The sequence below is a fragment of the Chelativorans multitrophicus genome (assembly GCF_011317445.1).
Classification (GTDB): Bacteria; Pseudomonadota; Alphaproteobacteria; order Rhizobiales; family Rhizobiaceae; genus Chelativorans; species Chelativorans multitrophicus.
Map to the genome: position 1 here is coordinate 250,619 of NZ_JAAAPL010000001.1, position 15,263 is coordinate 265,881.

A 15,263-nucleotide genomic window follows, 5' to 3' on the forward strand; every position below is an offset into this window, starting at 1 on the left:
TGGGCGGGCTACTCCTGTTGAGTTCGGTTCGGCTGGCCCGGTGTTGATAAGGCGCGCGGCGATTATGGCGATATCGGACCTTCTTATGGGCGAGCCGCTTCAAGTGTCCGATCGGCCCGGATCATGCGTGCTACTCCGCGCCCGCCTTCTCCAGAAGCTTCCTCGTGATGGACTGCCGCCAGCCGGCGGCCTCCGCCCAGGGATCCGGAGCCGCCATGCGCGCTTCCATATCCTGCACATGGAAGGTGTTGGCCGCATCCAGTCCCCGCAACTCCTCCCACGAGACGGGCATCGCGATCGGCGCGCCCTGCCGCGCCCGCGTCGAATAGGGAGCTATCGCTGTCGCTCCGCGCTCGTTCCTCAGCCAGTCGATGAAGATGCGGCCCTTGCGCTTCTCCTTGGAAGCCTGGGCCAGGAAGCGCTCCGGTTCTTCCTCTCCCATGCGGTAGGCAAGCGCGCGAGCGAAGGCCTTCACCTCCGGCCATTCCGCGCGGCGGGAAAGCGGCGCCACCACATGAATGCCCTTGCCGCCGGTCACCATTGGCAGCGTTTGAAGCCCAAGCCCCTCAAGGCGATGGCGCAGATCAAAGCAGGCCTGCTTCACATCGGCAAAACCTAGCCCTTCATCCGGATCGAGATCGAAGACGAGGCGATCGGGCTTTTCGATCGCATCGATTCGCGATCCCCAGATGTGAAACTCCAGTGTGTTCATCTGGACGCCGGCGACGATGCCCTTGAGGTCGTTAGTATAGAGGTATTCTGCCTTGTCACCATCCTTCTCGGTGATTTCCCGCCGCTTGACTGCCGAGGGAAACCCTCGGCCGGCATGCTTTTGGAAAAAGCATTCCTGGCTCGGGCCGTCCGGGCAACGCACGAGGCTCACCAGACGATTCCTGATCGCGGGGAGCATGCGATCGGCAACCCGGAGATAATGCCGGGCAATATCGGCCTTTGTCAGGCCCTGGGACTCGAAGAGCACTTTGTCCGGGTGGGACAAGGAAATGCCGGCGATCGTCTCGCGGCCTTCGCGTTGCATGCCGCCTCCTCAATATCCCGAAGAAAAACGCCCCTACCAATAAAGACGCCGCGCCAATGGTTCCTGCCGCCTAGAACCGCCCGGTCTCGTTGAACATGTCGAACGCTGCACGGATATGGTCGGCCGCGGCTCTTACCGGTGCGGCGGCATCGGGCGTGACGACCATGGCGATCTGATAATTGCCGAGTTCCGGCAGGCCGTCCTTCGGTCCAAGCTCGACCAGGTCATCCTCCATGAAGGATTTGGGAAGGGGCGCGATCGCGAGATCTGAAAGGATCGCCGCTCTTTGCCCGGCCGCGTGCGCGCTCATATAGGCGATGCGATAATCACGGTTATGCTTTGAAAGCGCTTTCACCGCTCTGGCGCGCCAGGTGCAGCTCTCCTCCCAGAGAGACACCGGAAGGGGCTCTCGCATATGGGCGCATCCCCCCTTCGCTCCCGCCCATACGATCGGCTCTGTCAGAAGGATCTCAATGCCCGTCTGATCCACATCTTCCGAGCAGGTCATGAGCGTGATGTCGAGCTGACGAGCGGCCATGCGCTTTCTCAAACTGGCGCTTTGATCGATCACCACATCGACGGCAATGGCCGGATGTGTCTGGGCAAAGCGCTTCAGAACGCTCGGAAGCACGCGCTCGCCGAAATCATCCGGAGAGCCAAGCCGCACAATGCCGCTGATATCCGGCATCACGAATTTCGACACCGCTTCGCGATTGAGCGCAAGCAGCCGCCGCGCATAGCTCAGCAGCGTCTCGCCGTCGGAGGTCAATGTGACGGAGCGCGCGTCCCGCACGAAAACGGGGCGGCCGAGCTGTTCCTCCAATTTCTTGATCTGCATGGAAACGGCCGAAGGAGTGCGGAAGACGGCATTGGAAGCCGCGGTGAAGCTGCCCGTTTCGGCAATGGCGACAAAGGTTCGAAGGACATCAAGCTCCAGCAGCGGCAGCGGGTGATTCAGGGGTGCGTTCATGACGACTCTTCAATTTCATTGAACGTTATCATAACATCATTGCGTTTGATTGAATAACAAAACCCCCACATAGTCAATCCATCAGAAACCCGGCCCGCCCGAAAGCAGAAGGAGCAGAACCATGCCTGTTCGAGCATCGCTTACGGAATATTTGCGGCATTACGCTGCGCTTTGGCGACGTCGCCGAGCGGAGCGCCTCATCAGCAGCCTGCCGCCTGAAATCCAGAAGGATATCGGCTGGCCGAGCGCCGGAGCGCCGACGCAAACCCTCTACCGCGCGGCCGGCCCCGGTCTCGGTCAGCCCTAGAACCGCAGAGGAGGATGAAATGGGAATCCTAATAACGCTCCGCGTGTTTCTCCGTGAATTCGACGAGATGATGGAGCAGGGCCGCACCGGCAAAAGCCCGGTGCGGCGGGATGTGGGTCTCAAGCGCGTTTCACCGAGACGCTGAAATCCAAGCTTTGATCTTACGCAATACCAGGACGGAAGGTCCGCTTTTCCTGGGATTGCTCTAGGGAGACTGTTCCCGCCAGATCCAGGACCGGTTCCGCCACATCTTCTCGCCAATGAGGCAGTCATAGGCGGGGCTTGCCTGGGCTAGCACAATATGTGGCCGCAACTCGTCCGGCGCGCTGGCGCCCGCGAGCTCGATAACCAGCTTCCGGCGTATCGCTTCGGGAAACTGCGACCATTCGTTGACCGGGATCATGAAAGCGCCGGGCCCGCCGATCACGCAATTCGTATAGTAGTTGTCGAGGTCCGAGGTATCAAAGGACGAGGCGTAGCCCTCGTTCGTCATGAGCGGCAGGCCGTTGATCGTGATGCCTTCAGCCACCAGCGCATCGCGCGCCTCGGTGACGGAGGGCCCCTGATTGTTGGGGCCATCGCCGGAGACGTCGAGCACCCGGCGCACTCCCTTATAGGGGCTTTCGGCAAACAGGTCGGAGGCGAAATTGATGGCGCCTGATATGGATGTCCTGCGCGCGCTCTGCGACGGGCTGGCCGTCAGCATTTGGGCGATCTTCTCCGCGTCCTCTGCCGAAGCAATCACGGTCCACGGCACGAGCACGCGTTGCGAAAAGTCACCCGCCCATTCGAAGAAAGTAACTGCTATGCGCCCGTGCAACCCATCCGAAATCGCGTCGATCACCGACTGGTGGGTGAGCGCCGCCGCATAACCATGACGCTGGATCTCGAGTTCTCCCGGCGACATGGAGAGCGAAACGTCGACGGCCAGCACCAGCTCGACATCCACAGCCTCCTGTGCCTGCGCAGCGCCTGGCACAAGCATGACGGAGAGCGCGGTGAGCGCACCCAGGAAATGCCAGCGCCGTTGTCGACCTGGAGCAAACATATCCGGAGTTTACGGGAGACGCCGCCGCCTGCAATTCCTGGCGTGCGAAAAAGCCTTGCCGCCAATTCACAATTGCGCGATGAGGCCCCGCGCCCGCCGGCTTTGCAGCGCATACATCACGGGAATTGCTCGTTTCCTCCAGAGAAATTAACTTGTCCGCCCGGTTGCGGGCGCTATTAAGCATCCGGCAGGCAATCTGAACCGGATTTGCTGCAATCGATGCGGCTGCCAGCCGCACACCGCACAAAGAAAGCATGGTTATGACAGCGCTGGCTACGGGCGCGAGTGCGCCCCCGGTCAATCTTTGGCTTTCCGAAGCGCGGGCGACACTGTCGCTTGCCTGGCCCATGATTTTGACCAATCTCGCCCAGACGGCGATGACCATGACCGATGTGATGATGCTGGGCCGCCTCTCGCCCGAGGCGCTCGCCGCCGGCACGCTCGGCCATAACCTTTATTTTATGCTGGTCATATTCGGTCTCGGCCTGCTTGCTGCCGCGTCACCCATGATGGCGAGCGCCATCGGCCGAAAGCTGCGCTATGTGCGGGACGTGCGGCGGACCGCCCGGCAAGGGCTGTGGCTTGCCTTGGTAATCTCCGTTCCCATCTGGCTCATCCTTTGGAACACGGAAAGCATCCTCCTGGCGATGGGCCAGGACCCGGCGCTGAGCAGGGGCGCGGCTTCCTATATGAACGCGCTGCAATGGGCGGCCTTGCCCTTTTTCGGCTATATCGTGCTGCGCTCCTTCATCTCGGCGCTGGAGCGGCCGGGCTGGGCGCTGCTGGTGGCTTTCATCTGCGTGGGCTTCAACGTGCTCGCCAACTGGTGCCTGATCTACGGCAATCTCGGTTTTCCGGCACTCGGCCTTCAGGGCGCGGGCCTGGCCACCACGCTTTCAAGCATCTTCATGTTTCTCGGGCTCGTGGCGGTGGTCACGCTCGTGCGCCAGTTCCGCCGGTTCAGCCTGTTCGGCCGCCTCTGGCGCTCGGACTGGCCGCGCTTTAAAGCCATGTTGCGGCTGGGATTGCCGATCGCGGGCATTCTCACCTTTGAAGTGTCGATCTTCAATATCGCCGCCCTGCTCATGGGCCTTATCGATGCGGTTTCACTCGCCGCCCATGCAATCGCCATCCAGATCGCCTCGGCGAGCTTCATGGTGCCGATGGGCCTCGGCCAGGCAGTAACGGTGCGCGTGGGCCGCGCATATGGTGCGAGGGATGCGGAGGCCATCACGCGCGCGGGCTGGACGGCTTTCGTTATGGGCGTGAGCTTCATGGGCATGATGGCGCTTTTGATGTATTTCGCGCCCCGCCTGCTCATCGCCGGCTTCCTGGACCTGAACGCCCCGGAAAACCAGCCGGTCATCTCCACGGCCGTTACCTTCCTTGCCTTCGCCGCCCTCTTCCAGATCGCCGATGGCGCTCAAGCCGTGGGAAGCGGCATGCTGCGCGGACTGCACGACACGACGGTGCCAATGATCTATGCGGCGCTCGGATATTGGGGCATCGGACTGCCGCTCAGCATCGTCCTGGGTTTCCCGCTGGGCTATCGCGGCGTCGGCATTTGGACCGGCCTTTGCGCCGGGCTTGCCGTGGTGGCCGTGATGCTTCTTTGGCGGTGGCTGCGTCGAGAAAAGCTCATGCCTTTTTCAGCCTGAGCCGCCGCCGCTTCGCCTCGTCGATCAGCATATTTGCGACCTGCATGCGAATCACCGCGCGGGCACGCAGATGCTCCGGAACGCGGTCGGGATGGTTGCGCAGGGCGAAATCACGACGCAGCCGATCGAACTCCCGGGATTTCAGTGCGCCCTCCAGGCACAGTTCGCGTGCGATCTCGTCCGGATCGACTGACGGTTCCGGCTCGGCTGCCGCCGTCTCCTTTACGGACCCATAGGCGGCCTGCAGATTCTCGTCCGAAATGATGATCCGGCCGGAATGCAATTCCTCGACAACCGAAAGATAGTCCATCGAAACGAGGTGGGCGCGGCCGGGCTCCTGTACGCGCTCGGCCAAAAGTTCGTCCAGCATGCTTGCGAAATCGCGGGATGCGCGTTTTGTCATGAAAAATCTGCCCCGAACCGTGACGCGGCGGAACCTAAGGAAGGAGCGTTAAGAAAAATCTGCCGAAATCCACACAAATCAAGCCAAGGCCGCCGCCGGCACGACGTTTTTCATACAATCCGCCAAAACGACGTCCTAACATCACCCAGTCTGCCAAGCGAACAGTGGAGCGATCCCATGAAGCCACGCACTCTCCTTCAGATCGCAGGCTCTGTCCTGCTGACGCTCGGAGTCGAGGCCCGGGCCGCGGACCCGGCCTATCTCGACGACCGGTCAAGCCCGGAGGCGCTGGTGCAATCGCTTTATAACGCCATCAATCGAAAGGAATACGCGCGCGCTTACTCCTATTTCGGCACGCCGCCCGCCAAGGACCTCGACACATATGCGGCCGGATACGAGACGACCGAGCAGGTCGATGTGGTTACGGGAGCTGCCAGCGAAGACGGAGCGGCCGGCAGCATCTATTATTCGCTGCCCGTCGCCATCCGCGCACGCGAGGCAAGCGGCGAAGAAAGGGTCTTTGCGGGCTGCTATGAGCTGAGATTCGTGCAGCCTTCGGTGCAGACGTCACCCTACATCCCGCTTCAGATTGAGAGCGGGCAGTTGAAGCCCTCCGACAGTGCGCTCGCAGAGGCACTGCCGGCAAGCTGCGGTGAAGGGGCTGCGCAAACCGCCGACGCTACTTTGCAGCGCGCCGAACGGCTTTTTGACACGGTCTATGGCAGCATTTGCACGGGCGCGGGGTCGGAAAGCGGCACGGAGACGGAGAGCCACGTGATCCGCTTCAACTACGAATACGATTCACAGGGCACCGAGCCGCACGAGGCGCGGCTGTTCCGCTTCTTCTGCGATCGTGGCGCCTATAACGAAGTTCATGTCTACCTCCTCGCCAACGAGAACGGGGAGATCCTGCCCCTAAACTTCGCATCGCCGGAGCTCGACATCCGGTACGAGAATGGGGACCGGGAAGGACGCGTCGAGGAGGTGCGGATCATCGGCTTCAAGACGGAAGACCGGCTCGTCAATTCGGAATTCGACCCGGACACGCTCACACTTCTCACCCATGAAAAGTGGCGCGGCGTTGGGGATGCCTCCTCCAACGGGGAATGGATTTTCCGCTCGGGCTCCTTCTCGCTTGTCCGTTACGATGTGGATGCTTCCTATGACGGGGAGATCAACCCGGAGACGGTGCTCGACTATGCGACGGGGCCGTAAAAAGCCCCAACTTCTAGGGCCGCCGAGACAGCATCCAGTTGAGTGTATCGCGCCAATCGGTCATGCGGATCGGCGTACCATGGGTGCCCGTCTCAAACCGGACAAAGCGGGCGGGATAGCCGGGCGCCTTCTCCCCTATCGCACGGAAGAATGCCTCCTGTTTCTCTACCGGGAAGACGGAATCGTGGCTGCCATGGCCGAAGAAGACGGGAACGCGGTTGTGGAAGGCAGGTGAGTTCAGGAACGAATCGTCCCAGAAGGACCCCAGTAGAAGAAGCCCACCGATGCGCCCGGCAAACGGTCCCGACATCGCGAGCCGCCAGCACAGCGCCCCTCCCATGGAGCCGCAGGCGATGAAGATCGGAGCCTGGGGAGACCTGGCGGCGTAATAAGCGACAAGCGCGGTTATTTCCCGCGCGCCCCTTTCCGCGAAGTCGGAGAAGTCCGGCGAAAGATAGAGGCCGCCATTGCGCCCCATCAGGTTCTTGATGCGGTTGAAGTTGCCGCCGAAGGTGAAGTCGTTCACGCCCTGGTGCCGGTTGCCGCCCTGCCCGTGCAGATAGACAGTGATGACGCGCGCATTCTCCGTCGCGCCGACCGCAAAATGGCGAATGTTCCCGGCGCTCGTCCTGATTGCCAGGTCGCGCTGCAATCGGCGAATTTCGGTCGAGACGTAGCGCCCCTGCACCCTTCGCTCCGGCACGGCGTCGCGGCCATTGATGTCGCGCATCTCCTGATAGTCGACCACACGATAATCGCCGCCCTCGCTTTGTTGCAGGATGCGCGGATAGGCGAAGAGATGATCCTTGAAAGGAGCGAGTTCGAATGCGTGGCTTGGCGCTGTGAAGAACACCGTGAGTATGGCAACGACCAAAAGAACAAAACGCTTGTGCGCTTTCACACCCCCCTCTGGCCTGTCGGCCATCTCCCCCTCAAAAAGGGAGATTACGCCGGCAGGCCAGAGGGGGGTAGGAAGGAGCGCCAGCATCCGTGGCACTAGGAAGATCGCTGGCCTAATACGCCACCTGCCGCAATCAAGGCTTCGGGTGTGTCGACGTCCAGGCTTGCCGCAGCGCCCAGTTCAATATCGGCCACGTCGACAGCACTTTCGACAATTTGGCGTGCGCCGGTGTCGCCTTCGAGCTTTTCCACCTCTGCAAAGAGAGCGCGCGGAAGGATCACCGGATTGCCGCGCTTGCCGTTGTGGGTGGCTCGCACGATCGTCCGCCCACCGGAAGCGGTGAAAGCTGCGATGAGCCGGTCGAGATCCGCCGTGGTGATGCCCGGCATGTCGCCAAGCGCCACGAGGGCGGCATCGGCCGAGGGCGGCAGAGCGCGGATGCCTGCCTTAAGCGAGCTTGCAAGCCCGGTCGCGAAATCCTCATTGTGAACCGTCCTGAGGTCCAGGCCGGAAAGGGCGTTCGATACCGCCTCCGCCTCGTGGCCCAGAACCGCAACAGTGCCGGCCAACCGGCTTTCAAGAAGGCGCTCGGCCGTGCGGCGCACCAGTGGCTTTCCTCCGAAATCCGCGAGCAGCTTGTTCTGCGGCCCCATCCGGCGCGATTGGCCCGCCGCGAGAAGAACGGCCCAGACCCTTGCCGGTGCACGCTGGGCGGGCGCTTCGCGGGGCTGCGGACGGGTTGGGATTTCCATCAGAAGCCCGCCAACGCCCATGCTCCCGATATCTTCCGGCGAGACGTCGATCCCAGCGATGAGGCGGTCCATCACCCAGTCGAAACCGTTGAGCTTCGGGCTGCGGGCGCAGCCCGGCACCCCGATCACCGGCTTGCCGTCGAGCACTCCCATCACCAGAAGGTTGCCCGGATCGACTGGCATGCCGACCCGCGAGACCTCGCCGCCCGCACGGCGGATCGCGGCGGGCACGACATCGTCCTCGTCGCAAACCGCCGAGGCTCCGAACACAAGCACAATGTCATTTGAACGCGCCTGATCGGCGATCGTCCGGGCGACCTCTTCCGTCTCATGGGCCGGACGCAGCTCTCGCGTGATACGGCTTACGGAGCGGGCCAGGCGCGCCTCGGTGATGCGGGCGGTCTTGTCGAGCACGCTCGTCTTGATGCCGGGCAAAACCGTCTGGACGAGGCCGATGGAGCGCGGAACAAAAGGGCGCACCGAGAAGGCCCGGCGTTCGGACGCGATCGCTTCGACACGCTTCACAAGGCTTTCGCGCACGGCGAAGGGAATGATCTTGACGGTGGCAACCATCCGCCCAGCCTCGACAGCGGCGTATGGCTCAAGGGTTGCCACGGTAATGGCCGGATCGATGCGGTTGGTGGCATCGACGATGCCGCGGTCGACGAGGAAAATACCCGCCTCGGTGGAGTGCAGGTTGACGCGGCCCGTTGATGGCGGGCGGGCCTCCACATGGTCCGAAAGCAGCACGGCTGCGATTCGGGCGGCGGCCGCATCTTCATCAAGATCGCCCGCTTCCAGAACCGCGGCGTTTACCTCGCGGATACCGGCGCGAAGAAGGTCTTCCACGTCACTGGCCGTCAGGCGATGCGCCTTACGAAGGCGCTTTTCACCGGCAACCGTGGCATGGGCAAGGATCGCGCCTTCCGCCTTTTCCGTTTCTATTGTGCCGAACTTCACGCCGCCTCGCCTTTCCGGTCTTGCAGTCCGCGCAAACGCAGGGCCTCTATGATTTCGGCAAGAACGGCCACGGCGATCTCGGCAGGGCTCGCCGCACCGATGGGAAGGCCGATGGGCGCCCGGATGCGCTTGATCGCGGGCATCGGAACACCCGCGGCCGCCAGCCGCTCGACCCGGCTTGCGTGGGTTTTCCGGCTGCCGAGCGCGCCCACGTAGAAGCATTCGGCCTCCAGCGCCGCTTTGAGTGCCGGATCGTCAATCTTGGGGTCATGCGTGAGGGCCGCAATCGCGCAATAGGCGTCGAGCGGAGCCTTTTTCAGCACATCCTCGGGCCACTCGGCATCCAACCGGATGTCGGGAAAACGCTCCGGAGAGGCAAAGGCGGTGCGCGGATCGATGATGTGCAGATCAAAACCCGCGATTTTCGCCATCGGCGCCAGCGCCTGGCTGATATGAACGGCGCCGACCATCACCAGGCGCGGCGGCGGCAGATGCACATTCAGGAAAAAGCTGCGCCCTTCGACCTCTACCGTGCCGGATTTTCCCGACCGGAAGGCAGCGGCGATCGCCTCTCCCAAAGTTCCCGCGACGGCATCGCCTTCCACCACCACCCGGTCGCGACCGTCGCCCAGATCGGTGAGAAGGATTGCGGCTCGCCGCTCACGACGACACTGATTGAGCTTCTTGAGTGAATAGGGGTCCATATCAGCCCAGCCGCTCCACATAGACCTTGATGCGGCCGCCGCAGGAAAGCCCGACGCGCCAAGCGGTCTCGTCCGCCACGCCGAATTCCAGCATGCGCGGTTTGCCGTCGGCGATCACCTCAGCCGCTTCGGCAATCACCGCTCCCTCAACGCAACCACCGGAAACGGAGCCTTCGAACAGGCCTTCGGAATCGATGACCAGATGGCTGCCGACCGGACGCGGGGCCGAACCCCATGTCTCCACGACCGTGGCGACAGCCACATCCTTGCCGTCCTTCATCCATTCCTCGGCGATCAAAAGGGGATCGCGCGGCTCATGGGTTTCTACGCTTTGCGGCATGTCTGCCTCCTCGATTATGAGGCGTGGGATGATTCACAATATGGTCACGCGGGCGGGCGCTTGCCAAGCCCTTCAAGAAGAGCTGACGGCCTTGCGCGGCTGCGGGGCACGGCCGAGAGCGCTTCACAGAGATCCGAGAGTGCATCCAGCGAATGCACGGGCCGCAACTCGTCCACATAAGGCAGCATGGCCCGCATGCCGCGCGCCCTGGGCTCGAATCCATCGAAGCGCAAAAGCGGATTGAGCCAGATAAGCCTGCGGCAGGACTTGTGTAGGCGCTCCATCTCGCGTGCGAGTGCTTCCACGTCGTCGCGCTCCAGTCCGTCGGTGATAAGCAGCACCACCGCCCCCTGCCCCAGGACGCGGCGCGACCAAAGACGATTAAAGGAGCCGATCGCCTCGCCGATGCGCGTGCCACCTGACCAGTCTTGAACGGCGGCAGCGCAATGGGCAAGCGCTTCGTCGGGATCGCGATAGCGAAGCTGGCGTGTGAGATTGGTAAGCCGCGTCCCGAAGACGAAGCTCGTCACGCGCCTGCGGCTCTCGGTCAGCGCATGCAGGAAGTGCAGGAAGACGCGTGTGTACTGGCTCATGGAACCGGAGATATCGGCAAGCACCACCAAAGGAGGGTGCACGCGGCGGGGCGATTTATAACGCGGCAAAATCAGGTCTCCGCCCGTGCGCAGGCCAAGCCGCATCATCGACCGCGGGTCGATACGCCGTCCCCGCGGATCGGGCCGATGCCGGCGCGTGGCGACGAGGTCGTGCGGCATGACGAGCGAGGAAACGGCCTTCCGCGCCTCGGCTAGCTCCTCCGCCGTCATCTGCGCGAAATCCTTGCCGCGCAGCAGCTCGCGGGAAGAGAAGGTAAGCCTGGCGTCTATTTCCAGCTCCGGCTGCGCCTCCCGGCGCTCTTCCCGGTCCGGGCTGAGCAGGGCATGACCGGCGCGCGTCTCGCCAGCCCTCGGCTTTTCCTTTTTAAGCGGGACCGGCGCCAGAGGCGAAAGCATGGCGAGCATCTTCTCGATCAGCTCGCGTGAGCGCCAGAACAGGCGGAAGGCTTCGTCGAAGACCGCATGGTCCTCATGCCTTGTGACGAGCACGGAATGGAGCGTCCAGTAAAAATCCTCGCGCGTGCCGATGCCAGCAACGAGCACGGCCTGAATGGCGTCGGTAACCGCCGCCGGCCCGACCCTTAGCCCTGCTTTACGGAGAGCGCGGGCGAAATAGACGATATTGTCGGCAATGCGCCCTTCCGGATCGGCGGCCGTCGCGTGCTTTTCTACGCCGTTTCCGGCCATCGTCTCACCCGGCGGCCGCGAGTTCAGCCTTCACTTCGTTGAGGATGCGCGCGCTTTCGCCCTCGCGCAGGCGGGCAATGTCATCCTGATATTTGAGGAGCACACCCAGCGTATCGGAAACCGTCTCGGGATCGAGCGCTACCTTGTCGAGCTCGGCGAGCGCGCTTGCCCAATCGATCGATTCGGCAACACCGGGAACCTTGAAGAGATCCATGCCGCGCAGTCTCTGAATATAGGCAACGACCTCCTGCGACAGGCGGCTGTTGGCCTGAGGCACCTTGCGGTGGACAATCTCCAGCTCCCGCTCGGCATCGGGGTAGTTGACCCAGTGATAGAGGCAGCGGCGCTTCAGGGCGTCGTGGATCTCGCGCGTGCGGTTGGTTGTGATGACGACGATCGGAGGCTCCTCCGCCCGTATCGTCCCCAGCTCGGGAACGGTCACCTGATAGTCGGACAGGATTTCGAGCAGGAAAGCCTCGAAGGCCTCGTCGGTGCGGTCGAGCTCATCGATAAGGAAAACAGGAGCGGCGCCGGGCGTACCCGTGAGCGCCTCCAGCACGGGGCGCCGGATGAGATATTTTTCCGAAAAAACGTTGTGCTCCATGACATCGCGATCGGCGACGCCTGCCGCTTCCTCCATGCGGATCTCGATCATCTGTCCCGCGTAGTTCCACTCATAGACCGCGGAGGAGACATCCAGGCCCTCATAGCATTGCAGCCGGATGAGCCGGCGGCCGAGCGACTGCGCCAGAACCTTGGCGATCTCGGTCTTGCCCACCCCGGCCTCGCCTTCGAGGAAGAGGGGGCGCTGCATCTTGAGAGCCAGGAAGACGACGGTCGCAAGCGCACGATCCGCGACATAATCGGCCTCGTTGAGCAGCGTGACGGTCTCGTCGATCGACTGCGGAAGGACGCGCGGCTTGCTCTCGGACATATTTTCTCCGGAAATCAGCTCACAGAACGTGATAGGCTCGGTCGTGGTAAAGGAGCGGCCTGAGGTTAGCTCCGATACGCAGACCTGTCACCTTGCCGAAATAAACCCGGTGCGTGGCAAGTTCCTTGGCATCGACCAGCTGGCAATCGAAAACGGCGATTGCGCCGAGCAGAGTCGGGGCGCCGCTCGATAGCGTATCCCATTGCGCCAATGCGAAACGCTCATCCTGCGAAAGGCCAGTCAGCCCGGAGAAGGCGTTTGCAAGGTCTTCATGCCCTGCGGCCAACGTGTTCAAGGCGAAGACGCCGTTGTTCAGGAAAAGATCGTTGCTGGGATTTTGACGGTTGAGGCAGGCAAGCACGGTGGGCGGATCGTCGGAGACCGAGCAGGCGGCAATGACGGTCACCCCCCTCCTTCCTGCGGGGCCATCGGTGGTGATCACATGGACGGCGCCCGCAAAGTGGGCCATCGCATTCCGATAATCCTGGGGAGCTATGTCGTTCGTCTTCAGCACAAAAAATCCTCGCCCGCCTCGATATAGGTGCGGCTCCCACGCTTGCAAGCCGAGCCGGAGGCTCAATAGCGTGTTGCGCCATGGCCTGCCAAGCTTTACCAGTGCAACGGCTACCGCTGCATAACAGCCTCGGCTTCAAAATGTGATGCGCCTGGTTACATTCACCTTGCTTCTTTTCTCCGCGATGGGGACACTGTCGGCGCGCTCCCAGGAACTGGTGATCGGGCTTTCCGCGCCGCTGAGCGGCGATTTCCAGTTGCTTGGGGAACAGTGGGCCGATGGCGCGCGAGCGGCGGCAACGCGGGACCAGTCCACGCAACTGGTCGTGACCGACGATGCCTGCACGGCGGAAGGGGGAGCGGCAGCCGCGCGGCAGCTGGTGGATGCGCAGGTCACGATCGTGATCGGCTTTCTCTGCACGCCGGCGATCGAAGCTGCCATGCCGATCCTGAAAGAGGCCGGCATTCCGGTCATCACGCCTGTCAGAACCAGCAGCCTCACGGACCAGAAGGACCGTACCGGCTGGCCCGTCTACCGGCTGGGACCGCGGGCCGATGACGAGCGGGAGGCCGTGGCAAGTCTTCTCGTCCCGCTATGGCGGGAAGAATTCTTTGCAATCGTGGACGACGGCACCATTCATGGCCGGGAGCTTGCGGAGAACCTGCGGGCCGAGGCGGAGCTTGCGAAGCTGAAGCCTGTTCTTGTCGATACATTTCGCCCGCAGATGGACAATCAGATCGGCCTGGTCGGCAGATTGCGGAGAGCAGGCGCCGCTTATGTCTTCGTCGGTGGCGATCGGAGCGATGTCGCCATCATGGCGCGCGACGCGGGCAATCTTGATTACTCCGTCACCTTCGCGGGGGGCGAGGCTCTCAGATCGGCGGATGGACCCGTCCCCCTGCCGGAAGGAGTGTTGATGGTCGGGCTGCCGGAATGGCGGGACCTTGCGACCCCTGAGGCAAACGAAGTGCTGCAGCGCGCGGGCGTCCTGGCGGAGGGCTATACCCTTCCCGGCCTGGCCGCGTTCGAGATCGCGGCAAAGGCCAGCCGGGAGGCGATGCAGGCCGGGGTGGAGATGACGGACGCACTCTCACGCCTCAGCTTCAGCACCGGCATGGGAGAGATCCACTTCAATGAGAAGGGGGATCTCGCCGACAATCCCTATCGGCTCTTCCGCTATGACGGAGAGCAATTCGTGGAGACGGATTGAGTGTTCAAAACCGGCGCCCGAAATCTCATCACCGATGTTCCCGGCCTTCGCGTCGGAAACAGCGAGGATCAAACTCTCAAATCAGGGGTGACGGTCGTCGTTTGCGAGGAGCCGGCGGTGGCCGGCGTCCAGGTGCTGGGCGGTGCGCCCGGCACGCGCGAAACGGATCTGCTCGAGCCGCACAATCTCGTCGAGCGGATCAACGCCATCGTACTTTCAGGCGGATCCGCATTTGGGCTCGATGCCGCCTCCGGCGTGCAGGCCGCCCTACGGGAGATGGGACAGGGCTTCGAGGTTGCAGGCCATCGCGTCCCCATTGTTCCCGCCGCAATCCTGTTTGATCTTGCCAATGGCGGCAACAAGGATTGGGGCCGCTATCCACCCTACAGGGAACTGGGATACGAAGCCTGCCGCGCGGCCTCCGCGGATTTCAGCCTCGGCAGCCAGGGCGCGGGCACGGGGGCTCTAACGGCCGGGCTCAAGGGCGGGCTCGGCTCCGCCTCCACGGTGCTTTCCAACGGAATAATCGTTGGCGCCCTTGCAGCCGTTAACGCCGCCGGTTCTGTTACCGTGGCGGCGACTCCCTGTTTCTGGGCGGCGCCCTTCGAAATTGATGCCGAGTTCGGCGGCCTTGGCCTTCCCTCGCCCATTCCGCCGGAAGCCCGTCGGATTCCCAGCAAGGCGATGGGGGGGCTTTCGGGAAACACCACCATCGCCGTGATCGCTACGAATACCACGCTTGGCAAGGCGGGCGCGAAGCGTCTCGCCATTGCGGCCCATGATGGCTTTGCGCGCGCCATCTGGCCCTCGCACACGCCGGTCGATGGCGATCTGGTCTTCGCAGTCGCGACTGGAGGACATCCCAGCGATCTCGACGTCGCAGAAAGCAAGGAACTTCACGCCGCCGCGGCTGCAACCATGGCCCGTGCGATAGCCAGAGGCGTTTTTAGCGCAGCAACCGCCGAAGGGGACCTTCTGCCTAGCTGGCAGGAACGTCAGGCGGGCTAACC

The 15,263-nt window shown here is 62.8% G+C and carries 17 protein-coding genes; 6 read left to right on the top strand and 11 right to left on the bottom strand.

Annotation, left to right across the window (positions count from 1 at the left end):
- Positions 1 to 130: 130 nt before the first annotated feature.
- Both ligD and GNP00_RS01190 read right to left on the bottom strand, forming a co-directional pair.
- Positions 131 to 1,036, bottom strand: a complete 906-nt coding sequence (ligD, locus tag GNP00_RS01185) for a non-homologous end-joining DNA ligase (protein WP_011580640.1) — start codon at positions 1,034 to 1,036, stop codon at positions 131 to 133.
- 70 nt (positions 1,037 to 1,106) lie between these two features.
- Complete coding sequence (locus GNP00_RS01190; protein ID WP_011580639.1) at positions 1,107 to 2,006, bottom strand: LysR substrate-binding domain-containing protein; 900 nt, start codon at positions 2,004 to 2,006, stop codon at positions 1,107 to 1,109.
- A 121-nt stretch (positions 2,007 to 2,127) separates the two neighbouring features.
- Here GNP00_RS01190 and GNP00_RS01195 point away from each other — a divergent pair, with 121 nt between their 5' ends.
- Positions 2,128 to 2,313: a hypothetical protein gene (locus GNP00_RS01195; protein ID WP_041544645.1), complete on the top strand. Its 186-nt coding sequence runs from the start codon at positions 2,128 to 2,130 to the stop codon at positions 2,311 to 2,313.
- Between the two features lie 19 nt (positions 2,314 to 2,332).
- Positions 2,333 to 2,458 (top strand): hypothetical protein, encoded by a 126-nt coding sequence (locus tag GNP00_RS23540; RefSeq protein ID WP_281352145.1) that lies wholly within the window; start codon positions 2,333 to 2,335, stop codon positions 2,456 to 2,458.
- Positions 2,459 to 2,518: 60 nt separating this feature from the next.
- Here the strand turns inward: GNP00_RS23540 and GNP00_RS01200 are convergent, their stop codons facing one another.
- Positions 2,519 to 3,361 carry a DUF1194 domain-containing protein gene (locus GNP00_RS01200; protein ID WP_011580638.1) on the bottom strand — a complete coding sequence of 281 codons (843 nt, stop codon included), beginning with the start codon at positions 3,359 to 3,361 and terminating at the stop codon, positions 2,519 to 2,521.
- 260 nt (positions 3,362 to 3,621) lie between these two features.
- Here GNP00_RS01200 and GNP00_RS01205 point away from each other — a divergent pair, with 260 nt between their 5' ends.
- The gene (locus GNP00_RS01205; protein WP_041544644.1) at positions 3,622 to 5,019 is read left to right on the top strand and encodes an MATE family efflux transporter; all 1,398 of its coding nucleotides are present in this window, start codon (positions 3,622 to 3,624) and stop codon (positions 5,017 to 5,019) included.
- Here GNP00_RS01205 and GNP00_RS01210 read toward each other — a convergent pair.
- Positions 5,000 to 5,422, bottom strand: a complete 423-nt coding sequence (locus tag GNP00_RS01210; RefSeq protein WP_011580636.1) for a hypothetical protein — start codon at positions 5,420 to 5,422, stop codon at positions 5,000 to 5,002. The two genes, GNP00_RS01205 and GNP00_RS01210, sit on opposite strands and share 20 nt — an antisense overlap.
- A gap of 177 nt (positions 5,423 to 5,599) precedes the next feature.
- Here GNP00_RS01210 and GNP00_RS01215 point away from each other — a divergent pair, with 177 nt between their 5' ends.
- Positions 5,600 to 6,637 (top strand): DUF1176 domain-containing protein, encoded by a 1,038-nt coding sequence (locus tag GNP00_RS01215; protein ID WP_011580635.1) that lies wholly within the window; start codon positions 5,600 to 5,602, stop codon positions 6,635 to 6,637.
- A gap of 13 nt (positions 6,638 to 6,650) precedes the next feature.
- On the opposite strand, the gene GNP00_RS01220 is transcribed toward GNP00_RS01215, so the two are convergent.
- From GNP00_RS01220 to GNP00_RS01250, 7 genes are all read right to left on the bottom strand, one after another.
- Positions 6,651 to 7,562 carry an alpha/beta hydrolase gene (locus tag GNP00_RS01220; protein ID WP_246259328.1) on the bottom strand — a complete coding sequence of 304 codons (912 nt, stop codon included), beginning with the start codon at positions 7,560 to 7,562 and terminating at the stop codon, positions 6,651 to 6,653.
- A 71-nt stretch (positions 7,563 to 7,633) separates the two neighbouring features.
- Positions 7,634 to 9,250: an NTP transferase domain-containing protein gene (locus GNP00_RS01225; protein WP_011580633.1), complete on the bottom strand. Its 1,617-nt coding sequence runs from the start codon at positions 9,248 to 9,250 to the stop codon at positions 7,634 to 7,636.
- Positions 9,247 to 9,954 (bottom strand): XdhC family protein, encoded by a 708-nt coding sequence (locus GNP00_RS01230; RefSeq protein ID WP_011580632.1) that lies wholly within the window; start codon positions 9,952 to 9,954, stop codon positions 9,247 to 9,249. Before GNP00_RS01230 ends, GNP00_RS01225 begins: the two co-directional genes overlap by 4 nt.
- Before the next feature lies 1 nt (position 9,955).
- Complete coding sequence (locus tag GNP00_RS01235; protein ID WP_011580631.1) at positions 9,956 to 10,294, bottom strand: XdhC family protein; 339 nt, start codon at positions 10,292 to 10,294, stop codon at positions 9,956 to 9,958.
- Positions 10,295 to 10,338: 44 nt separating this feature from the next.
- Positions 10,339 to 11,595: a vWA domain-containing protein gene (locus tag GNP00_RS01240; RefSeq protein WP_011580630.1), complete on the bottom strand. Its 1,257-nt coding sequence runs from the start codon at positions 11,593 to 11,595 to the stop codon at positions 10,339 to 10,341.
- A gap of 4 nt (positions 11,596 to 11,599) precedes the next feature.
- Positions 11,600 to 12,529: an AAA family ATPase gene (locus GNP00_RS01245; protein WP_011580629.1), complete on the bottom strand. Its 930-nt coding sequence runs from the start codon at positions 12,527 to 12,529 to the stop codon at positions 11,600 to 11,602.
- Positions 12,530 to 12,548: 19 nt separating this feature from the next.
- Positions 12,549 to 13,043: a flavin reductase gene (locus tag GNP00_RS01250; protein ID WP_011580628.1), complete on the bottom strand. Its 495-nt coding sequence runs from the start codon at positions 13,041 to 13,043 to the stop codon at positions 12,549 to 12,551.
- 145 nt (positions 13,044 to 13,188) lie between these two features.
- Between GNP00_RS01250 and GNP00_RS01255 the strand changes: the two genes are divergently transcribed.
- Complete coding sequence (locus GNP00_RS01255; RefSeq protein WP_041544643.1) at positions 13,189 to 14,253, top strand: branched-chain amino acid ABC transporter substrate-binding protein; 1,065 nt, start codon at positions 13,189 to 13,191, stop codon at positions 14,251 to 14,253.
- On the top strand, positions 14,254 to 15,261 hold the full coding sequence (locus GNP00_RS01260) for a P1 family peptidase (RefSeq protein WP_011580626.1): 1,008 nt from the start codon (positions 14,254 to 14,256) through the stop codon (positions 15,259 to 15,261).
- Positions 15,262 to 15,263 lie beyond the last annotated feature (2 nt).

Bases quoted from the DNA above. Each gene is read 5' to 3' on its own strand.
- ligD (WP_011580640.1), bottom strand. From the start codon at position 1,036: ATGCAACGCGAAGGCCGCGAGACGATCGCCGGCATTTCCTTGTCCCAC.
- GNP00_RS01190 (WP_011580639.1), bottom strand. From the start codon at position 2,006: ATGAACGCACCCCTGAATCACCCGCTGCCGCTGCTGGAGCTTGATGTC.
- GNP00_RS01195 (WP_041544645.1), top strand. From the start codon at position 2,128: ATGCCTGTTCGAGCATCGCTTACGGAATATTTGCGGCATTACGCTGCG.
- GNP00_RS23540 (WP_281352145.1), top strand. From the start codon at position 2,333: ATGGGAATCCTAATAACGCTCCGCGTGTTTCTCCGTGAATTCGACGAG.
- GNP00_RS01200 (WP_011580638.1), bottom strand. From the start codon at position 3,361: ATGTTTGCTCCAGGTCGACAACGGCGCTGGCATTTCCTGGGTGCGCTC.
- GNP00_RS01205 (WP_041544644.1), top strand. From the start codon at position 3,622: ATGACAGCGCTGGCTACGGGCGCGAGTGCGCCCCCGGTCAATCTTTGG.
- GNP00_RS01210 (WP_011580636.1), bottom strand. From the start codon at position 5,422: ATGACAAAACGCGCATCCCGCGATTTCGCAAGCATGCTGGACGAACTT.
- GNP00_RS01215 (WP_011580635.1), top strand. From the start codon at position 5,600: ATGAAGCCACGCACTCTCCTTCAGATCGCAGGCTCTGTCCTGCTGACG.
- GNP00_RS01220 (WP_246259328.1), bottom strand. From the start codon at position 7,562: ATGGCCGACAGGCCAGAGGGGGGTGTGAAAGCGCACAAGCGTTTTGTT.
- GNP00_RS01230 (WP_011580632.1), bottom strand. From the start codon at position 9,954: ATGGACCCCTATTCACTCAAGAAGCTCAATCAGTGTCGTCGTGAGCGG.
- GNP00_RS01235 (WP_011580631.1), bottom strand. From the start codon at position 10,294: ATGCCGCAAAGCGTAGAAACCCATGAGCCGCGCGATCCCCTTTTGATC.
- GNP00_RS01240 (WP_011580630.1), bottom strand. From the start codon at position 11,595: ATGGCCGGAAACGGCGTAGAAAAGCACGCGACGGCCGCCGATCCGGAA.
- GNP00_RS01245 (WP_011580629.1), bottom strand. From the start codon at position 12,529: ATGTCCGAGAGCAAGCCGCGCGTCCTTCCGCAGTCGATCGACGAGACC.
- GNP00_RS01255 (WP_041544643.1), top strand. From the start codon at position 13,189: ATGCGCCTGGTTACATTCACCTTGCTTCTTTTCTCCGCGATGGGGACA.